The 18,711-nt window shown below is 72.4% G+C and carries 20 protein-coding genes and 1 pseudogene; 14 read left to right on the forward strand and 7 right to left on the reverse strand.

The window, feature by feature from the left end:
• The first annotated feature begins 59 nt into the window (after window positions 1-59).
• A complete protein-coding gene (locus AB0J90_RS19185) occupies window positions 60-956 on the forward strand; it encodes a DUF2567 domain-containing protein (RefSeq protein ID WP_363597533.1) in 897 nt (298 codons plus the stop codon).
• On the opposite strand, the gene AB0J90_RS19190 is transcribed toward AB0J90_RS19185, so the two are convergent.
• Entirely contained in the window at window positions 871-1,575 is a 705-nt protein-coding gene (locus AB0J90_RS19190) for an LON peptidase substrate-binding domain-containing protein (protein ID WP_363597535.1), read from the reverse strand. The two genes, AB0J90_RS19185 and AB0J90_RS19190, sit on opposite strands and share 86 nt — an antisense overlap.
• 145 nt (window positions 1,576-1,720) lie before the next feature.
• Between AB0J90_RS19190 and hisD the strand changes: the two genes are divergently transcribed.
• From hisD to hisF, 11 genes are all read left to right on the forward strand, one after another.
• Window positions 1,721-3,055 carry a histidinol dehydrogenase gene (hisD, locus tag AB0J90_RS19195; protein ID WP_363597537.1) on the forward strand — a complete coding sequence of 445 codons (1,335 nt, stop codon included), beginning with the start codon at window positions 1,721-1,723 and terminating at the stop codon, window positions 3,053-3,055.
• Entirely contained in the window at window positions 3,052-4,134 is a 1,083-nt protein-coding gene (locus tag AB0J90_RS19200) for a histidinol-phosphate transaminase (RefSeq protein ID WP_363597540.1), read from the forward strand. The genes hisD and AB0J90_RS19200 overlap by 4 nt, the downstream gene beginning before the upstream one ends.
• Window positions 4,131-4,742 (forward strand): imidazoleglycerol-phosphate dehydratase HisB, encoded by a 612-nt coding sequence (gene hisB, locus AB0J90_RS19205; RefSeq protein WP_363597542.1) that lies wholly within the window; start codon window positions 4,131-4,133, stop codon window positions 4,740-4,742. Before AB0J90_RS19200 ends, hisB begins: the two co-directional genes overlap by 4 nt.
• The gene (locus AB0J90_RS19210) at window positions 4,742-4,900 is read left to right on the forward strand and encodes a hypothetical protein (RefSeq protein ID WP_363597544.1); all 159 of its coding nucleotides are present in this window, start codon (window positions 4,742-4,744) and stop codon (window positions 4,898-4,900) included. Before hisB ends, AB0J90_RS19210 begins: the two co-directional genes overlap by 1 nt.
• The gene (hisH, locus tag AB0J90_RS19215; protein WP_363597546.1) at window positions 4,900-5,520 is read left to right on the forward strand and encodes an imidazole glycerol phosphate synthase subunit HisH; all 621 of its coding nucleotides are present in this window, start codon (window positions 4,900-4,902) and stop codon (window positions 5,518-5,520) included. The genes AB0J90_RS19210 and hisH overlap by 1 nt, the downstream gene beginning before the upstream one ends.
• Before the next feature lie 13 nt (window positions 5,521-5,533).
• Entirely contained in the window at window positions 5,534-5,860 is a 327-nt protein-coding gene (locus tag AB0J90_RS19220) for a hypothetical protein (RefSeq protein ID WP_363597548.1), read from the forward strand.
• 69 nt (window positions 5,861-5,929) lie between these two features.
• A complete protein-coding gene (priA, locus tag AB0J90_RS19225; RefSeq protein WP_363597550.1) occupies window positions 5,930-6,652 on the forward strand; it encodes a bifunctional 1-(5-phosphoribosyl)-5-((5-phosphoribosylamino)methylideneamino)imidazole-4-carboxamide isomerase/phosphoribosylanthranilate isomerase PriA in 723 nt (240 codons plus the stop codon).
• 81 nt (window positions 6,653-6,733) lie between these two features.
• The gene (locus AB0J90_RS19230) at window positions 6,734-7,183 is read left to right on the forward strand and encodes a MarR family transcriptional regulator (protein WP_363597552.1); all 450 of its coding nucleotides are present in this window, start codon (window positions 6,734-6,736) and stop codon (window positions 7,181-7,183) included.
• Window positions 7,184-7,188: 5 nt separating this feature from the next.
• The gene (locus AB0J90_RS19235) at window positions 7,189-7,614 is read left to right on the forward strand and encodes an organic hydroperoxide resistance protein (RefSeq protein ID WP_326563225.1); all 426 of its coding nucleotides are present in this window, start codon (window positions 7,189-7,191) and stop codon (window positions 7,612-7,614) included.
• Entirely contained in the window at window positions 7,611-8,612 is a 1,002-nt protein-coding gene (locus AB0J90_RS19240) for an NADP-dependent oxidoreductase (RefSeq protein WP_363597554.1), read from the forward strand. The genes AB0J90_RS19235 and AB0J90_RS19240 overlap by 4 nt, the downstream gene beginning before the upstream one ends.
• 74 nt (window positions 8,613-8,686) lie before the next feature.
• On the forward strand, window positions 8,687-9,460 hold the full coding sequence (hisF, locus tag AB0J90_RS19245; protein ID WP_363597556.1) for an imidazole glycerol phosphate synthase subunit HisF: 774 nt from the start codon (window positions 8,687-8,689) through the stop codon (window positions 9,458-9,460).
• Between the two features lie 102 nt (window positions 9,461-9,562).
• Here the strand turns inward: hisF and AB0J90_RS19250 are convergent, their stop codons facing one another.
• Together AB0J90_RS19250 and AB0J90_RS19255 are read right to left on the reverse strand one after the other, a co-directional pair.
• Entirely contained in the window at window positions 9,563-10,021 is a 459-nt protein-coding gene (locus AB0J90_RS19250; protein ID WP_363597558.1) for a hypothetical protein, read from the reverse strand.
• A 103-nt stretch (window positions 10,022-10,124) separates the two neighbouring features.
• Window positions 10,125-10,787: a hypothetical protein gene (locus AB0J90_RS19255; RefSeq protein WP_363597560.1), complete on the reverse strand. Its 663-nt coding sequence runs from the start codon at window positions 10,785-10,787 to the stop codon at window positions 10,125-10,127.
• 60 nt (window positions 10,788-10,847) lie between these two features.
• Between AB0J90_RS19255 and AB0J90_RS19260 the strand changes: the two genes are divergently transcribed.
• On the forward strand, window positions 10,848-12,308 hold the full coding sequence (locus AB0J90_RS19260) for a PLP-dependent aminotransferase family protein (protein WP_363597562.1): 1,461 nt from the start codon (window positions 10,848-10,850) through the stop codon (window positions 12,306-12,308).
• A gap of 91 nt (window positions 12,309-12,399) precedes the next feature.
• Here the strand turns inward: AB0J90_RS19260 and AB0J90_RS19265 are convergent, their stop codons facing one another.
• Window positions 12,400-14,226: a long-chain fatty acid--CoA ligase gene (locus AB0J90_RS19265; RefSeq protein WP_363597564.1), complete on the reverse strand. Its 1,827-nt coding sequence runs from the start codon at window positions 14,224-14,226 to the stop codon at window positions 12,400-12,402.
• Between the two features lie 250 nt (window positions 14,227-14,476).
• On the opposite strand from AB0J90_RS19265, the gene AB0J90_RS19270 reads away from it, so the two are divergent.
• A complete protein-coding gene (locus tag AB0J90_RS19270) occupies window positions 14,477-15,706 on the forward strand; it encodes a S8 family peptidase (protein WP_363597566.1) in 1,230 nt (409 codons plus the stop codon).
• A 120-nt stretch (window positions 15,707-15,826) separates the two neighbouring features.
• Here the strand turns inward: AB0J90_RS19270 and AB0J90_RS19275 are convergent, their stop codons facing one another.
• The 3 genes and pseudogenes from AB0J90_RS19275 to AB0J90_RS19285 form a co-directional block, all read right to left on the reverse strand.
• On the reverse strand, window positions 15,827-16,351 hold the full coding sequence (locus AB0J90_RS19275; protein ID WP_363597568.1) for a PepSY domain-containing protein: 525 nt from the start codon (window positions 16,349-16,351) through the stop codon (window positions 15,827-15,829).
• A gap of 199 nt (window positions 16,352-16,550) precedes the next feature.
• The gene (locus AB0J90_RS19280) at window positions 16,551-17,909 is read right to left on the reverse strand and encodes a HAMP domain-containing sensor histidine kinase (protein WP_363597570.1); all 1,359 of its coding nucleotides are present in this window, start codon (window positions 17,907-17,909) and stop codon (window positions 16,551-16,553) included.
• Between the two features lie 113 nt (window positions 17,910-18,022).
• Window positions 18,023-18,700, reverse strand: a pseudogene (locus AB0J90_RS19285) (response regulator transcription factor); the annotation flags it as partial.
• Window positions 18,701-18,711: the final 11 nt, after the last annotated feature.

The raw sequence follows: 18,711 nt of genomic DNA on the forward strand, positions 1-18,711 counted from the left end.
ATCGGGCAGTCCGCGGATCCGCCGCCCGACGTGGGTGCTGAGCCTGAGAGGATCACGGGGTGAGCCCGGCAGAGCCCGACGACCAGCATCCCGCGGACGACCCCAGCGTCGCCCGGGACGAGAACCGGCGGCCCCAGACAGTCGCCCCGGACGGCCCCGACCCGGCCGACGACCGTACCGCCGCCGGGCCGATCGCGGACGAGCCGCCAGCCGCCGGTGCGGAACATGCGCCGCCCGTCGGGTCCGCGCCCGAGCCGCCGGGTCCGCCGGTGAACGGCTACTCGCTGGCGTACGTCCAGCCGGCACCGGCCCGACCGCGCGCACCGCTGCGGACCCTGACCGTGGCGGTGGCGACCGTCCTGGTGTTGACCCTGCTCGGCGCCCCGCTCGGCCTGCTGTGGCGGTCGGTGGCGCCCTCGGTGCCGGTGATCCAGGCCGACGGCGGCGCGGTGCTGGCCCAACCCCAGCCGGAGGAGTTCGTCGCCGCCGACGGTTGGTTCAGCCTCTTCGGTCTGATCTTCGGGCTGCTCGCGGCGCTCGTGGTGTGGCTGCTCCTGCGCCGCTACCGGGGCCCGGTGGGCATGGTGGTGGCCGCCCTGGGTTCGATCGGCGCGGCCGTGGTCGCCTGGCAGGTGGGGCGGCAGATCGGGCTCGGCGAGTACCAGCGCATGCTGGAGACGGCGTCCGCCGGTACGAGCTTCGGCAAGCCCCCGGACCTGCGGGCCGGTCGGTTCGAGTGGCTCTTCGGGTTCATCCCGGTGCTCCGGGGCGACCTGCTGCTGCCGGCGTTCGGCAGCGTGGTGATGTACACCATGCTGGCCGGTTGGTCCCGTTACGCGGGGCTGGGGGCCGAACCGGAACCGGTCGGCCTCAGTTGGGACTCGGCGGCACTGCCAGTTCCGCCAGCGGCACCGGAACCGCCCGCACCTGGCGCAGCAGAGCCGCCTCGCGACTGAGCAGCCGCAACTCCGCGCGGAGGCGTTCGGCGGTGTCCGGGGTGGCGAGCAGCCGCTGCCGATCCGCCACGGTGAGCGCGGCGGTCGCCGCCACCAGGTGCGAGAGCACCGTCGGGTCGTCCGGCAACTGCTCGGTGAGCTCCTCCGGGTCGGCCCGGATCAGTCCCAGGTACTGCCGGAACACCGCGAGCACCCGAGGTGCCAGCAGGTCGGCCGCCTCCTCCTGCCCCGCCGGCTCCGGCAGCCACTCGACCTCGGCGGTCAGGTACGGCGCGGCCCCCTCGTCGACCTCGCTGATCCGGAACCGCCGACGACCCACCGTCACCAGGTCGAACCGGCCGTCGGACAGCTCGGTGACCTGCCGCACCTCCGCCGTACAGCCGATCTCGTGCAGGGTGACGGCCTCGGCGGGCGCGGCCGGCCCGACCTGGCCGGGCGCCGGCTGGGTCTCCCAGCCGCTGCGGATGGCGACCACACCGAATTCGCGCGGGGTCCCGTCGGGCAACCCGATCAGGTGCCGGACCAGTTCCCGGTAGCGTTCCTCGAAGATGTGCAGCGGCAGGACCAGACCCGGGAAGAGCACCGTCCCGAGCGGGAAGACCGGCAGCCGTGCGTGCACCGGTCGAGCCTAGCCGCTTTTGCCGCCGACGGGTCGCCGCCGAGTTCGAAGAAGTCGTCCCGTAGGGGAGTGGTGGCCGGGGTCACCGTCCCGCCCGCTGGGCGTGCCCGGAGAGCCGGCCGTGGCGCCGCCTAGACTCGTGGGCGTGCTGAATCGGATCGACCTGCGCGGCAGCGCGCGTGACCCCCGGGGGCTGCTGCCCCGTGCCCAGCTCGACGTCTCGGTCGCGGCGGAACAGATCCGCCCCATCGTCGAGGCGGTGCATACGGACGGGTTCACCGCGATCCGGGAGGCCACCCATCGATTCGACGGCGTGCAGCTCGACCAGCTCCGGGTGCCGGCCGAGGCGATCGCCGCCGCCGAGCGGGCACTCGACCCGGCGGTACGCGCCGCGCTGAACGAGAGCATCAAGCGGGCCCGCCGGGTGCACGACGAGCAACGGCGTACGGACACCAGCACCGAGGTGGTGCCGGGCGGCACCGTGACCGAGCGTTGGGTGCCGGTCGACCGGGTCGGTCTCTACGTCCCCGGTGGCCTGGCCATGTACCCGTCGACCGTGGTCATGAACGTGGTGCCGGCGCAGGCGGCCGGGGTCCGGTCGCTGGTGGTGGCGAGCCCGCCGCAGCGGGACAACGGCGGGCTGCCCGACGACCGGGTGCTGGCCGCGTGTGCCCTGCTCGGTGTCGACGAGGTCTACGCCGTCGGTGGTGCGCAGGCGGTCGCGATGCTCGCGTACGGGGCGGACACCGACGCGACCGGTGCCAACCGCTGTGCACCGGTCGACATGATCACCGGTCCGGGCAACATCTGGGTCACCGCCGCCAAGCGGCTGCTGCGCGGTGTGGTCGGCATCGACGCCGAGGCCGGCCCGACCGAGATCGCCGTACTGGCCGACGAGACCGCCGATCCGGCGCACGTCGCCGCGGACCTGATCAGCCAGGCCGAGCACGACCCGCTGGCGGCGAGCGTGCTGGTCACCCCCTCGGTGGCACTCGCCGACGCGGTCGAGGAGGAGCTGACCCGTCAGCTCGCCGCGACCAAGCACGTCGAGCGGATCACCGTGGCGCTCTCCGGTGAGCAGAGCGGGGTGGTGCTGGTCGACGACCTCGAGGCCGGGCTGCGGGTGGTCGACGCGTACGCGGCCGAGCACCTGGAGATCCAGACCGTCGACGCCCGGCAGTGGGCGATGCGGGTACGCAACGCCGGGGCGATCTTCGTCGGGCCGTACGCGCCGGTGTCGCTCGGTGACTACTGCGCCGGCTCCAACCACGTGCTGCCCACCGGCGGCTGCGCCCGGCACTCCTCCGGCCTGTCGGTGCAGTCGTTCCTGCGCGGCATCCACATCATCGAGTACGACGAGACCGCCCTGCGTGACGTCGCCCCGTACGTGGTGACGCTGGCCGAGGTGGAGGACCTGCCCGCGCACGGGCAGGCGGTGTCGGCCCGGTTCCCGAACGAACGGCTCGGGAGGCCGTCGTGACCTCCCTGGACGACCTGCCGCTGCGGCCGGACCTGCGCGGCCGGTCCCCGTACGGGGCACCGCAGCTCGAGGTGCCGGTACGCCTCAACACCAACGAGAACTCGTACCCGGTGCCGGAGACCGTGGTGGACGCGATCGGCAAGGCCCTGTACGCGGAGCTTGCCGACCTGAACCGCTACCCGGACCGGGACGCGCTGGCGCTGCGCGCCGACCTCGCCGACTACCTGGGCCACGGGCTCGGCACCGCCAACCTGTGGGCGGCGAACGGCTCCAACGAGATCCAGCAGCAGCTCCTGCAGGCGTTCGGCGGGCCGGGGCGGACCGCGCTGGGCTTCACCCCGGCGTACTCGATGCACCCGCTGCTGGCGCTCGGCACCGGCACCACCTGGGTGGACGGGCGGCGCGACGGGGAGTTCGGGCTGACCGCCGCCGACGCGGTGGCCCAGGTCGAGACGCACCAGCCGGACCTGGTGCTGCTCTGCTCGCCGAACAACCCGACCGGAACCGCGCTCGACCCGGCCGTGGTCACCGCCGTGCTGGCCGTCGCACCCGGCATGGTCGTCGTCGACGAGGCGTACGCGGAGTTCGCCCGCCCCGGTACGCCGACCGCGCTGGCGCTGCTGCCCGGCCACCCTCGGCTGGTGGTGACCCGGACCATGAGCAAGGCGTTCGGTTTCGCCGGTGGGCGCCTCGGTTACCTGGCCGCGGACCCGGCGGTGGTCGACGCGGTGCAACTGGTTCGGCTGCCGTACCACCTCTCGGCGCTCACCCAGGCCGCCGCGCGGGCCGCGCTGGCGCACCGGGACGCGCTGCTGGCAACGGTGGACGCGATCAAGGTGCAGCGGGACCGGATCGTCGGCACCCTGCGCGAGCGGGGTCTGCGGGTGGCCGAGAGTGACGCCAACTTCGTCCTGTTCGAGGTCGGCGGGGACCAGGGCGTGGTGTGGCGGGCCCTGGTCGAGCGGGGGGTGCTGGTTCGCGACGTCGGCCTGCCGGGCTGGCTGCGGGTCACCGCCGGTACCCCGGCCGAGACGGACGCCTTTCTGACCGAGTTGTCGATCGTGCTGGAGTCGCTGTGAGCAGAACCGCCCGGGTCGAGCGGACCACCAACGAGACCAAAGTCCTGGTCGAGATCGATCTCGACGGCACCGGCCAGGCCGAGATCAGCACCGGGGTCGGCTTCTACGACCACATGCTGCACCAGATCGCCCGGCACGGCGGCTTCGACCTGACCGTACAGACCGTCGGTGACCTGGAGATCGACGCGCACCACACGGTCGAGGACACCGCGCTGGCGCTGGGCACCGCGTTCGACCAGGCGCTCGGCGACAAGGCCGGCATCCAGCGGTACGGCTCGGCCACCATCCCGATGGACGAGGTGCTGGTCCGGGCCGCGGTCGACCTGTCCGGCCGGCCGTACGTGGTGCACGACGAGCCGGCGCTGGCGCCGTACATCGGGCCGGTCTACCCGACCAGCCTGACCCGGCACATCTGGGAGTCGTTCGGCCAGTCGGCCAGGATGACGCTGCACGTGTCGGTGCTGCGGGCGGCCCGCGACGGCGGCCACCCGGACGCGCACCACGTGGTCGAAGCCCAGTTCAAGGCGGTCTCCCGGGCGCTGCGCGAGGCGGTCACGGTCGAGGCGCGCAACGCCGGGCTGATCCCCAGCACGAAGGGCGCGTTGTAGTGGCACCGGCGCTGTTCGTCCTGGCCGGTGTGCTGGTCGGCGGGGTCTGGTCGCTGCGTCGGCAGGGTGCCTCGGTCGGCGTGATCGGGTTCGTCGGCCTGCTCGCGCTGCTGGCCACCGCCGGTGGTGTGCTCTGGCTGCTGCCCGGGGACTCCTGATGCCCGCCGTGGTGGTGCTCGACTACGGTTCGGGTAACCTCCGGTCCGCGCAGCGTGCCCTGGTCCGGGCCGGCGCGGACGTCACCGTCACCGCCGACCTCGATGCCGCCGCCGCGGCCGACGGCCTGGTGGTGCCGGGGGTGGGGGCGTACGCGGCGTGCATGGCGGGGATCGAGGCGCTCGGTGCCGGCCCGGTGATCGCCGAGCGGGTCGCCGCCGGTCGCCCGGTGCTCGGCATCTGCGTCGGCATGCAGATCCTCTTCGAGTACGGCGAGGAACACGGCGTGGTCAGCAAGGGGCTGGGCCTGCTGCCCGGCGGGGTGACCCGGCTGGCGGCCCAGCGGGTGCCGCACATGGGCTGGAACACCGTCGAGCCGGCCGCCGGTTCGGTGCTCTTCGCCGGGCTGCCCGACGAGGCCCGGTTCTACTTCGTGCACTCGTACGCCGCCGCCGATTCGGACGTGCTCGCCGGGGCGGGGGCACGGGTGACCACCGCGACGCACGGCGGGCGCTTCGTCGCCGGGGTGGAGCGGGGTGTGCTCTCCGCCGCCCAGTTCCACCCGGAGAAGTCCGCCGACACCGGGGCGCTGCTGCTGCGCAACTGGCTGGGCACGCTGTGAGCGGGACGGGCCGGTGAGCAAGGAGCGGGCCCGACGACGGGCGGTACGCGAGGCCGAGGCCGAGAAGGCACGGGCGGTACGCGCCCGCCGGGTGGCCCGTCGACAGCGGCGGCGTACGCTGCTGCGGCGCCTCACCCCGCGGCTGCCGGACCGGCGTACCGGGCGGATGTTCGCCCGGCGCAGCCGCAGCCAGCGGGCCGGGGTGGCGGTGCTCTCGATCACGGTGCTCGGTGCGATCTGGTTCCTGGTCGACGACCTGGGCTTGCGCCTGGGGTTGATCATGTTGCTGCTGCTCGTGCTACCGGCGGTCGTGGTGCTCGCGTTCGGGCGCCGGATCTAGACCCTTCGTTGTGACCGGAAACCACCGGCGGGTCGCCGGAGTCCGGATCACCTAGACACAGGAGACACTGTGAGCCTCACCCTGTTTCCGGCCGTCGACGTAGCCGACGGCCGGGCGGTACGCCTGGTCCAGGGCGCCGCGGGCAGCGAGACGACGTACGGCGATCCGATGGACGCCGCTCTGGCCTGGCAGCGGGACGGGGCGACCTGGCTGCACCTGGTCGACCTCGACGCCGCCTTCGGCCGTGGTTCGAACGCGCACCTGCTGGCCGACGTGGTCCGGCGGCTGGACGTGAAGGTGGAACTCTCCGGTGGCATCCGGGACGACGAGTCGCTGCGGGCGGCGCTCGGCACGGGTGCGGCCCGGGTCAACATCGGCACCGCCGCCCTGGAGGACCCGGTCTGGTGCGACCGAGTGCTGGCCGAGTACGGCGACCGGGTGGCGATCGGCCTGGACGTGCGCGGCCGTACGCTGTCCGCCCGTGGCTGGACCCGCGACGGCGGTGACCTGTTCGAGGTGCTGGAGCGGCTGGACAAGGCCGGCGCGAGCCGGTACGTGCTGACCGACATCACCAAGGACGGGACCATGCGCGGGCCGAACCTCGACCTGCTGCGTGAGGTCTGCTCCCGTACCGACGCGCCGGTGATCGCCTCCGGTGGTGTGTCCACACTGGACGACCTGCGGGCGCTGGCCGCGTTGGAGTCGATCGGGGTGGAGGGTGTGATCGCCGGCAAGGCGCTCTACTCCGGTGCGTTCACCGTGGCCGAGGCGCTCGCCGTACTGGCCGAGTAGGGCGGGCCGCCACCGCGAGCGGGTGGCGGACCGCAACCTGATCAGTTGTGCACAATTGTATTGAGCGATATCGTTCTGCTCATGGACGTGGACGAACTGGCGCTGGACCAACAGGTCTGCTTCGCGCTCTACGCCACCTCCCGTGCCGTCACCGACCTCTACCGGCCGATCCTGGACGAGTTCGGGCTCACCTACCCGCAGTACCTGGTCCTGCTCGTGCTCTGGGCGCGGCCCGACGACCCTCCCACGGTCAAGCAACTCGGCGCCGAACTGCACCTGGACTCGGGCACCCTCTCCCCGCTGCTCAAGCGGCTGGAGCGGGCCGGCCTGGTGACCCGGCGACGGGCGGTCCGGGACGAACGCCTGGTCGAGATCGAGCTGACCGGCTCCGGACGGGCGCTGCGCCAGCGGGTCGAACAGGTGCCCAGGCGGATCGTCCGGGCCACCGGCCTGAGCGGGCCGGACCTGGTCGCGCTGCGCGGCACCCTGAACCAGATCACCCAACTGATCCACCAGCAGAAGGAGCAGTGATCACCATGCAGGTGCTCTACACGGCAGAGGCACAGTCCACCGGCGAGGGCCGGGGCGGCAAGGTGCGTACCAGCGACGGCACGCTGGAGATCGACCTCGCGGTGCCGAAGGAGATGGGTGGCGAGGGCGGCGGCAGCAACCCCGAACAGCTCTTCGCCGCCGGTTACGCGGCCTGCTTCCACTCCGCGCTCAAACTGCTCGGCCGCAGGGCGAAGGCCGACGTCACCGGCTCCGTGGTCACCGCCGAGGTGGGCATCGGCCGTGGCGAGGGCGCCGGCTTCGGCCTGGCCGTGACGCTCGTCGTCGACCTGCCCGAGATCGACCGCGCCGCCGCCGAACAACTGGTCGAGCAGGCCCACCAGGTCTGCCCCTACTCCAACGCGGTGCGCGGGAACATCGAGGTGGACCTGCGGCTCGGGCAGACCCGATGAGCCGCACCGGGCGGGAGATCCACCTGGCCAGCCGACCGCACGGCTGGCCCACCCTGGAGAACTTCAGCCTGGTCAAGGTCCCGGTGTCGGACCCCGGACCGGGGCAGGTGCTGGTCCGCAACCAGCTCATGTCGGTCGACCCGTACATGCGCGGGCGGATGAACGACGTCAAGTCGTACGCGGAGCCGTACCAGCTCGACGCACCGCTGTACGGCGCGGCGATCGGCGAGGTGATCGCCACCGAGACCGACGCGTTCCAACCCGGTGACCTGGTGCAGCACAACCTCGGCTGGCGGGAGTACGCCGTACTCGACGCAGGATGGGCGCACCGGATCGATCCGCAGGTCGCGCCGGTGTCGGCGTACCTCGGTCCGCTCGGCGGGATCGGGCTGACCGCGTACGCCGGGCTGGTCGACGTGGCCGCGCTCCAGCCGGGCGAGGACGTCTTCGTCTCCGCCGCGGCCGGCGCGGTGGGCAGCCTCGCCGGCCAGATCGCGAAGCTCAAGGGTGCCGGACGGGTGGTCGGCAGCGCCGGCTCGGCGGAGAAGGTGCAGCGGCTGCTCGCGCTCGGCTTCGACGCCGCGTTCAACTACCGTGACCAGCCCGTACGGGAGTCGCTGAAGGAGGCCGCGCCGGACGGGATCGACGTCTACTTCGACAACGTCGGCGGCGACCACCTGGAGGCCGCGATCTCCTCGCTGCGGCTGCACGGCCGGGTGGCGATCTGCGGCATGATCTCCCAGTACAACGCGACCGAACCGGTACCGGGACCGCGCAACCTGTCACTGACCGTTTCGAAGCGGCTCACCCTGCGCGGGTTCCTGATCCACGACCATGTCGGGCTGCGCGAGCAGTTCCTCGGCGAGATGTCCGGTTGGCTCCGCGACGGCCAGATCCAGTACGACGAGACCGTGGTCGAGGGCCTGGACAACGCCCCGTCGGCGTTCCTCGGCCTGCTGCGCGGCGAGAACCTGGGCAAGATGTTGGTACGTCTCTGACGTGGTCCGTACCCCGGGCCGGACCTGACCGCCGCGCGGTCGGCCCGGCCCGGGCGGACGGTTAAGCTCGACCCATGACCGTGGCGGTGCGCGTGATCCCCTGTCTCGACGTGGACGCCGGGCGGGTGGTCAAGGGGGTCAACTTCCTCGACCTGCGCGACGCCGGTGACCCGGTCGAGCTGGCCGCCGCGTACGACCGGGCCGGCGCGGACGAGCTGACCTTCCTCGACGTCACCGCCTCGGTCGACGACCGGGGCACCATGCTGGAGGTGGTACGCCGTACCGCCGAGTCGGTTTTCATCCCGCTCACGGTCGGCGGCGGCGTACGCAAGGTCGCCGACGTGGACACCCTGCTGCGTGCCGGTGCCGACAAGGTCGGGGTCAACACCGCCGCGATCGCCCGACCGGAGCTGATCGCCGAGATCGCCGAACGGTTCGGCAGCCAGGTGCTGGTGCTCTCGCTGGACGTACGCCGGGCACCGGCCGGCACCACCACGCCGAGCGGCTTCGAGGTCACCACCCACGGCGGACGCCGGGGCACCGGCCTGGACGCCGTCGACTGGGCGCGTCGCGCCGCCGAACTGGGCGCCGGGGAGATCCTGCTCAACTCGATGGACGCCGACGGCACCAAGGCCGGCTTCGACCTGGCCCTGATCGGGGCGGTCAGACAGGTGGTCGAGGTCCCGGTGGTCGCCAGCGGCGGCGCGGGCGCGGTGGCCGACTTCCCCCCGGCGGTCGATGCCGGTGCCGACGCGGTCCTCGCCGCCAGCGTCTTCCACTTCGGCGAGCTGACCATCGGCGAGGTCAAGAACGCCCTCCACCACGCCAACCACCCGATCCGCCGCTGACCCCCCGCATCCCCGGCCTCCTCCGGCGATCTTGCGGTTGTGGCGCCCGAATCGGGGTACTCATCCGGATTTGCGCACCACCATAACTGCAAGATCGTCGCGCTATGCGGGGTCGTTCTCGGGGGAGCGGCGCGGGCGGGGGACGCTGGTACGGGCGGAGAACTCCAACACCGCGGCGGCGTGCTCGTCCTCGTGCAGTTCCCAGTCGGCGGCGCCCGGAGCGGCTCGGCGGCTCAGCACCGAGTGCACCGTCTCGACGGCGCTGGCCAGGCCGTTGCGCGGGCGCGTACGCCAGAGGTGTTCGCCGGCCGGGGTGACCCGGAACCAGCCGTCCGCCACGTTGATCAGCTCGGCTCCGGCGAGCCGGCGTACTGCCGCCTCGACCTCGTGCCGACCGGGGATGGTGTGGTTGAGGTGGTCAGCGGTGGAGAGGACGTCGGCGAGGCGTACGCCCTCGGGCCGGCGGGTGGTCGCGGAACGTCGGTGTCGCCCGGCGCCTCCGGCGATCACGAGCGACACGAAGATCCAGGCGTCTGCCCAACGCCACCCCTCATCCCCCATGGGGAAATGATGCCGTGTGATCGCCGCCGAGGGAACCATTGTGGGGACTGTGTTTCCCGCCTCACCCGCTCGCGGGCCCCGGACCTGCGACAACGAAGCCCGTCTATGCCGGTGCGGCACCGGCCGCGGCCGGCTGACCGGGAGCCGGGCCGGCGCCGGTCGGCGGGATGTGGAACATCGGGATGAACAGGTGGGCGAGCGGTCCGATGGCGAGGGCGTACACGACCGTGCCGACGCCGACCGTGCCGCCGAGCAGGACGCCGACCGCGAGCACCCCGACCTCGATCACCGTACGGACCAGCCGGATGGAGCGCCCCGGGCGGCGGGCGACGTAGCCGGTCATCAGCCCGTCGCGGGGACCGGGGCCGAGTCGGGCACCCAGGTAGAGGCCGGTGGCCACCCCGTTGAGCAGGATGCCGGCGACCAGGAAACCGATCCGGGCGGCGAGCGCCGACGGGGTCGGCAGGACGTACTGCCCGGCGTCGACGACCAGCCCGATCACCACCACGTTGCTGACCGTGCCGATGCCGGGGCGCTGGCGCAGTGGGATCCAGAGCAGCAGCACCAGTGCGCCGACCAGGATGACCACGGTGCCGAAGGAGAGCCCGGTGCGTTCGGCCAGACCCTGGTGGAAGACGTCCCACGGGTCCAGGCCGAGCGTCGACTCGAGCATCAGCGCCATGCTGAAGCCGTACAGGGTCAGGCCGGCGAAGAGCTGTACGAGGCGCCGGGTCAGCCGGTCACGAAGGTTGCCAATCTGGGTCACGGATGCCACTCTAAGTACCAATTCGAGGGTCGGAAGAGAGCCAATTGAGGGTGGGTGGCCATGACTGTGCTGGTACGTGGCACGCAATTGGCTCGTCTGCTGGGTCAGTGGCACGCGTTGCCGGGCCGCCGACGCAGTCCCGACTACCTCGCCCTCGCCAGTTCCGTACGCGGGCTGCTCGCCGACGGTCGGCTGCCGCTGGGCGTACGACTGCCGGCCGAACGCGAGCTGGCCGAGGCGCTGCTGGTCAGCCGTACCACGGTCACCGCCGCGTACCGGGAGTTGCGCGAGAGCGGCCACCTCAACAGCCGGCGCGGCGCCGGGAGCTGGACCATGCTCCCCGGTGGACACCGGGTCGCCTCTTCCGGGCTCTGGACCCCGCAGGACGATCTCGACATGATCGACCTCGGCTGCGCCGCGCTCGCCGCGCCGGCCCAACTCGTGCCGGCCGCCCGCGCCGCCGCCGAGGACCTGCCCCGCTACCTCGGCGGCGCCGGCTACCACCCGACCGGCATCGTCGAGCTGCGTGAGGCGATCGCCTGCGGTTACACCGAGCGCGGACTGCCGACCAGCGCCGAGCAGATCATGGTGACCAGTGGCACCCAGCACGCGCTGGACCTGGTGCTGCGGCTGGCCCTGCCGACCGGCGGCAGCGTACTGGTCGAGTCGCCCACCTATCCGAACGCGCTGGCCGCGCTCTCCGCGCGGCGGGCTCGGATCGCCACCCACGGCCTGGCGCCGAGCGGCTCCGGCTGGGACGGCGAACTGCTGCTCAGCGCGCTGCGCCAGAGCCGGCCACGACTGGCCTACCTGATCCCGGAGTTCCAGAACCCGACCGGGCACCTGATGTCGGCCGACCTGCGCGAGCGGGTGGTCGCCGCGGCCCACGCCGGTGGCACCGACCTGGTCGTCGACGAGTCCTTCGTGGACCTGCCGCTGACCGACGCCCCGATGCCACCGCCCGCGGCCGTCTTCGACCGGCACTCCCGGGTGATCTCGATCGGCGGCATGAGCAAGCCCTACTGGGGCGGTCTGCGCATCGGCTGGGTACGCGCCTCGGCGCCCCAGGTGCAGCGGCTGGCCGCGGCGCGGGTGGGTGTCGACATGGCCAGCCCGGTGCTGGACCAACTGGTGGCCGTACGGCTGCTCGCGGACGCCCCGACGATCGTGGCCGCCCGCCGGACCCAGTTGGCCGAGCAGCGCGATGCCCTGCTCGCCGTGTTGCGGGAGTCGCTGCCGGACTGGCAGGTCACCGTGCCGCAGGGCGGGGTGACGCTCTGGGCGGAACTCGACGGGCCGATCTCCAGCGCGCTGTCCCGTGCCGCCGAGGAGGTCGGCGTACGGCTGGCCCCCGGCCCCCGGTTCGGCCTGGACGGCACCCTCGAACGTTTCCTGCGGCTGCCGTTCACCCTGCCGGCCGCGGACCTGGTGGAGGCGGTGCACCGGATCGCCGCGGTCCGCTACGACCTGGACCGGTCCGCCGCTCGTCCACAGTGGAGAGAACCCGCCGTCATCGCGTGAGCGTACGTCGGGAAGGGCCCCCTGCTCGGATTCCGAGGTGAGGGGCCCTTCCTGACCCTCGGCCGGGGGAGCGGCCGAGTGCGTTGGGGGATCAGATCTCGGCCAGGGTGCCCTGGTACATCTTGTCGATCTCGTCGGCGAAGTTCGCCTCCACGCCGCGACGCTTGATCTTCAGCGAGGGGGTCAGCTCGCCGTCCTCGATGGTCAGGTCGCGGGGCAGGATGCTGACCTTCTTGATCGTCTCCCAGCGGTTGAGCTTGCCGTTCAGCTCCTGCACGTAGCCGTCGACCATGGCGCGCACCTCGGCGGAGCCGACGATCTCGGCGTACGGCTTGCCGGCCAGCGGGCCGCCGACCGCCCAGCCGGCGATCGCGTCCGGGTCCAGGGTGACCAGCATGACGCAGTAGTTGCGGGCCTGGCCGATCACCAGCGCCTGCGAGGTGTACGGGCAGAGCGCCTTGAACAGGCCCTCGATGTGCGACGGCGCGATGTACTTGCCGCCGGACGTCTTGACCAGGTCCTTCTTCCGGTCGGTGATCTTCAGGTAGCCCTGCTCGTCGAGGGTGCCGATGTCGCCGGTACGGAAGAAGCCGTCCTCGGTGAACGCGGCGGCGGTCTCCTCCGGCAGGTTGTGGTAACCGCGCATCACCGGGGCACCGCGCAACAGCACCTCACCATCGGAGTCGATCTTGCACTCCAGGTCGCCGAGGCGCTGGCCCACCGTACCGATCCTGAGCTTGCCGGGCCGGTTGACGAAGTTGCCCGCGCTGGTCTCGGTCAGCCCGTAGCCCTCCGAGATCGGCAGGTTCGCGGCGGCGAAGAACGCGCCGATCTCCGGGCTCAGCGGGGCGGCGCCGGAGACCATTACCCGGATCCGTCCGCCGAGCCGGGCCTGCAGCTTGCTGAAGACCAGCTTCTCCGCCAGCCGGTAGCGGAACGCCAGCCCACCCGGCACCGGGGAACCGGCCTGTTCCAGCCGGACCTTCTCCTTGCCCGTCCGGACCGCCCAGGCGAAGATCTTCGCCTTCGCGCCACCGCCGGACTGGGCCGTGGTGACGGTCTTGTTGTAGACCTTCTCGAACACCCGGGGCGCCCCGCACATCAGCGTCGGTCGGACCACGGAGAGCAGGTCGACCAGCTTGTCCACCCGCCCGTCGACGTACGTCGGCAGGCCGACGTGGATCACGCCGCAGATCAGCGTCTTGCCGAACGAGTGCGACAGCGGCAACCAGAGGTACTGCAGGTCGTCCGGCCTGAGCAACTCGAACTCGGCCTGGCGTACGCCCTCCCAGACCCAACCGGCGTGCAGCAGCTCGACACCCTTGGGACGGCCGGTGGTGCCCGAGGTGTAGATCAGGGTGGCCAGGTCGTCCCCGCCGATCTCCGCCACGATCCGTTCGATCAGCTCGGGGTCTCGTTCGAGTGCCTGCGTACCCTGGATCTCCAGGTCGGCGAGGGTGATCTGGGGGATGGCGGCGGCCGGGTCGGCGGTGCCGTCGATGAGGACGACGTGGGTCAGTTCGGGCAGGTTCGCCCCCGCGATCTTGCCGGCCTGGGTGGCGTTCTCCGCGATCAGCACCCGCGAGCCGGAGTCGGCCACGATGAAGCTGGCGTCCTGCGGTTCGGTCGTCGGGTAGACCGTGGTGGTCGCGCCACCCGCGCACATGATGCCGAGGTCGGCGACGACCCAGTCGAGCCGGGTGTTGGCCAGGATCGCCACCCGGTCCTCGCGCCCGACGCCGAGTTCACGCAGGCCGGCGGCGACCGCCTTGGCCCGCTGGCCGACCTGGGACCAGGTCAACCAGACCGGGCCGGAGTCGTCCGGGGCGGGGTAACCGAACGCCTGCCGGTCGGGGGTGGCGGTGACGCGCTGCAGGAACATGTCCGGGACGGACCGGTACGGGAGGTCGAAAGCCATGAGGGGGGTCAGCCTTCCGAATATGGGTGCGTGACGGGCATCACGTTAAATGTTGGTTACTAGACAGTATTGCGCGGGGTCCAGCTCGGCTACCCCCGAAGTGACCGGGGCGATCGCTGTCCGAAAGTCCGGTACCCGGATGGGCCGGTCGGTGCGTGGTATGAGGATTTCGATATAGAGCGCCGATGATGTTATTACATAGGCTGACCTCGATCGATCCATCTCCGGACGGTCAGGGAGGAGTCGGAAGATGACACGTGCGGACTTGCGCTACGCGCGCCGGCTGGCGCTCGGAATCTTCGTCGCGGCGGCGACCGCCGCGGTAGCCACCACCAGCCCGGCGGCCGCCGCACCGGCAACCGGCGAGGTACGGCTCGCGGGCAGCCCGAACGCGGTCGCGGGCAGCTACATCGTGGTCCTCAAGGACGGCGCCGTCGGCGCGGCGGCCGGCACGGCACGGGCCGCCACCGCGGTGCCGACCAAGGCCGGCGAACTGGCCGACAAGTACGGCGGCAGCGTCGCCCAGGTGTACGGCGCGGCCCTGAACGGATTCGAGGCCCGGCTGAGCGCCAAGGCGGCCCAGCGCCTCGCCGCCCACCCCGACGTCGCCTACGTCGAGCAGGACCAGGTGGTGTCGATCAACGCCACCCAGACCAACCCGCCGTCCTGGGGGCTGGACCGCATCGACCAGCGCAACCTTCCGCTGAACCGCTCGTACACGTACCCGAACACCGCCAGCAACGTACGGGCGTACATCATCGACACCGGTATCCGCTTCTCGCACAGCGACTTCGGCGGCCGGGCCACCAGCGGCTACGACGCCGTCGACGGCGGGTCGGCCGACGACTGCAACGGGCACGGTACGCACGTCGCCGGCACCGTCGGCGGCTCCGCGTACGGGGTGGCCAAGGCCGTCCGGCTGGTCGGCGTACGGGTGCTCAACTGCTCCGGCAGCGGCACCAACGCCGGTGTCATCGCCGGTGTCAACTGGGTCACCCAGAACGCGGTGAAGCCCGCGGTGGCCAACATGAGCCTCGGCGGCGGCGCCAGCACCGCGCTGGACAACGCGGTCGCCAGCTCGATCAGCTCCGGCGTGACGTACGCCCTGGCGGCCGGCAACTCCAGCGCCAACGCCTGCAACTCGTCGCCGGCCCGTACCGCCTCGGCGATCACCGTCGGCGCCACCACCAGCACCGACGCCCGCGCGTCGTACTCGAACTACGGCACCTGCCTGGACATCTTCGCGCCGGGTTCGTCGATCACCTCGGCCTGGTACACCAGCAACACCGCGACCAACAGCATCAGCGGTACGTCGATGGCCTCGCCGCACGTGGCCGGCGCGGCGGCCCTGGTGCTCTCGGCCAACCCGTCCTACACCCCCACCCAGGTGCGCAACTACCTCTACGACAACGCGACCCAGAACGTGGTCACCAACCCCGGCAGCGGCTCGCCGAACCGCCTGCTGTTCGTGGTCAACTGACACCGACCATCCGGCTGAGCTGACCGACAGCTCGACGGCAACGAGTACGGGGAGCCGGGCGGGTGCCGGCTCCCCGTACTCGTCCCGGTCGGTCAGTGGTCGTCGTGCTGGTGCCGTGGGTCAGTGGTCGGACTTGCGTTCCGTGCGGGTGATCCGGCCGGTGGCGACGTCGACGTCGACGCGCACCCGGTTGCCGTCCTGGATCAGCCGGACGCTCCACACCTGGCGACCGTGCTCCTGCTCGGACTCGACCTTCTCCAGCTTGCCGCCGCCGACGTGCTCGCGGGCGATCTCGACCGCCCGGTCCCGGCCGACCTTGCCGCTGCTCGGCACGGTCCGGTCCGCCGTCGGTGCCGGTGCCGGACCGGTGGAGCTTCCGTCCGTCGGGGTGCCCGGATCGGTCGGGGTGCTCGATTCCGTCGGCGTACCCGTGTCGGTCGGCACGGCCGGGCCGGTCGAGTCGTCGGAGGTCGCCGACACGGTGGGATCGGCGGGCACTGTCGCATCCGTGCTCGTGACAGCGGCGGGTCGGGCGGTGTCGTCACCGCCCGACGTCCGCTCGGCGGCGTTCGCGCCCAGCGCGGTGCCGACCAGTGCGACGGCGAGTACGCCACCAGCGGCCAGGATCAGTGTCTTGCGGGTCATCGGAACCTCCTCGGGCGGCCTACTGTCGGTTCGGCTGCCTGCGTTGGTCACAGGTTCGCCCGAGCCGGGATAGCGGCGCGCTGCGCGACTGCTAAGGCCGGGTAAAGCCGCGCGAGTCCCAGTAGAAGCCGCGTCGAGCGGGGGTGGACGCGCCTCAGGCCGGCTGAAGCCGGGTCGGGCCGGGCAGAAGACGCTCCCGCTACGCCGGGTCGGACGGCGGTGGTCCCAGCTCCACCCGGATCCGGGCTCCGCCCTCGGCGTTGTCGGCCAGATGCAGCGCACCACCGCTGTCCCGGGCCGCCCGGTCGGCGATGTCCAGCCCCAGTCCGGTCGACCCGGCGAAGCTGCCGCCCCGGCGTACCGGTGTCGCCACCGGACCGGCATCGACGCTGGCATCGGCCGGCGCGCCGGTGTCCGTACGGCCGGGTTCGACCAGCGGGCGGGGCAGTCCGGGGCCGTGGTCCGCCACGGTCAGCACCGCCCCGCCACCCGCCCTCGGCACCAGCGTGACCGAGAACCCGGTGCCGTCGGGGGTGTGCGCGAAGATGTTGCCGAGCAGCGCATCCACCAGCGCGGCGAGTTCGTCGGTCGGTAGCCGGACCGGCAGCGGCCCGGCAACCAGCTCGGACGTGATCGTCCGACCGGTCTCCTCGGCCAGCACCGACCAGAACTCGACCCGGTCCAGGACCACCGGGGCCGCGTCGCACCAACCGTCCGCCCCCGTCGGGCCATACCGCCGGGCCTGTCGGATCAACCCGGTCACCGCCCGCTCCAGGGCGTCCACCGCAGCGGTGATCCTGGCCGCCTCGGCCCGGTCGGTAAGCGCCTCGGACTCCAGCCGCAGCGCGGTCAACGGCGTACGCAACCGGTGCGACAGGTCGGCTACCTGCTCGCGTTCGTCGCGCAGCAGCTCCTGGATCCGGCCGGCGAGGTGGTTGAGCGCTCCGGCGACCTCACGCAGCTCCGGTGGCCCGGTCGGGGTGGCCCGCGCGGAGAGGTCGGCGCGGGCGAGCCGGTGCGACACCGCGGACAGCTCCGCGATGGGGCGTACGAGTGCCCTGGCCAGCCGGTCGGCGACCACCAGGCCGAGCAGCAGCAGGGTGGCGCCGAGCGCGGCGAGCAGCAGCCATGCCCGCCGTACGCCCCGATCCAGTTCCGCCGCGGTGACGAAGGTACGGATCACCGCGGTTTCGCCCGGCCGGCGCTGTACGGCGACCACGACCTCCCGCCCGTCCGGCCGGTCCACGGTCACGCTCCTGCCGCGCGCGGCCAGCGTGACCGCGTCCGTGCGCGGGGCGGGGGTGCCGAGTACCGATCCGTCCGCCAGGAAGACGGTGACCGGCCGGTGCGATTCGGCGGCCACCTGCTCGACGCTGAACCGCAGCGCGTCCGGATCGGCGCTGCCCACCAGCGCGGCCACGCTCTGTACGGCCGCCACCGCGCTGTTGGTCGCCCTGTCCACCGCCACCCGGCGCAACAGCACCGCGAGCGGCACCAGGAACGCGAGCAGGACCAGGCACATGGTCGCGGCGACCAGCAGCGTCAACCGCCGCCTCACGCCGGCCGCCCCGCCCCCGCCGCCGGCCCGTACTCCGTTCCCGGCCCCGCCGCCGTTCCCGGCGAGGGATCCGTGTCCGGCCCCGCGGCCGAGTCCGGCCCGGCGCCCGGCCCGGGGGCGTCGAGCCGTACGCCGACGCCGCGCACGGTGTGCAGGTAGACCGGTTGCTGCGCGGTCTCGCCGAGCTTGCGGCGCAGCCAGGACAGGTGCACGTCGACGGTCTTGTCGGCGCTGCCGTACGGCACCTGCCAGACCTCGGTGAGCAGTTCCCGTTTGCTCACCACCTGTCCGGCCCGTCGGGCAAGGTGGTGCAGCAGGTCGAACTCGCGCGGGGTCAGCTCCAGGTCGCGCCCGGCCCGGCTGGCCGTCCGCGCCCCCGGGTCGATGCGCAGCTCGCCCACGGTCAGCACCGCGGGCTGGGTCGGCTGCTCCGGCCCGCGCCGGAGCACCGCGCGGACCCGCGCGTCGAGCTGGGCGGCGGTGAACGGCTTCACCACGTAGTCGTCGGCGCCCGCGTCGAGTGCGCGCACGATCTCCGTCTCGTCGTCGCGTGCGGTCGCGATGATCACCGGAATGGTGCTCACCGCGCGCACCATCCGGAGCAGTTCCAGTCCGTCGAGGTCGGGCAGGCCGAGGTCGAGGACGATCAGGTCGGGACGGTCGTCGAGGACACCCTGCAGACCGGTGAGCGCGGTCTGCGCGGCGGCGACCGCGTGGCCGCGTTCGCGCAGGGCACGCAGCAGCGGCAGCCGGATCGTCGGGTCGTCCTCGATCAGCAGGAGGCGGGCCACAGCAGGCACGG

Source organism: Micromonospora sp. NPDC049523 (assembly GCF_040676775.1).
In the GTDB taxonomy this organism is placed as follows: Bacteria; Actinomycetota; Actinomycetes; order Mycobacteriales; family Micromonosporaceae; genus Micromonospora_G.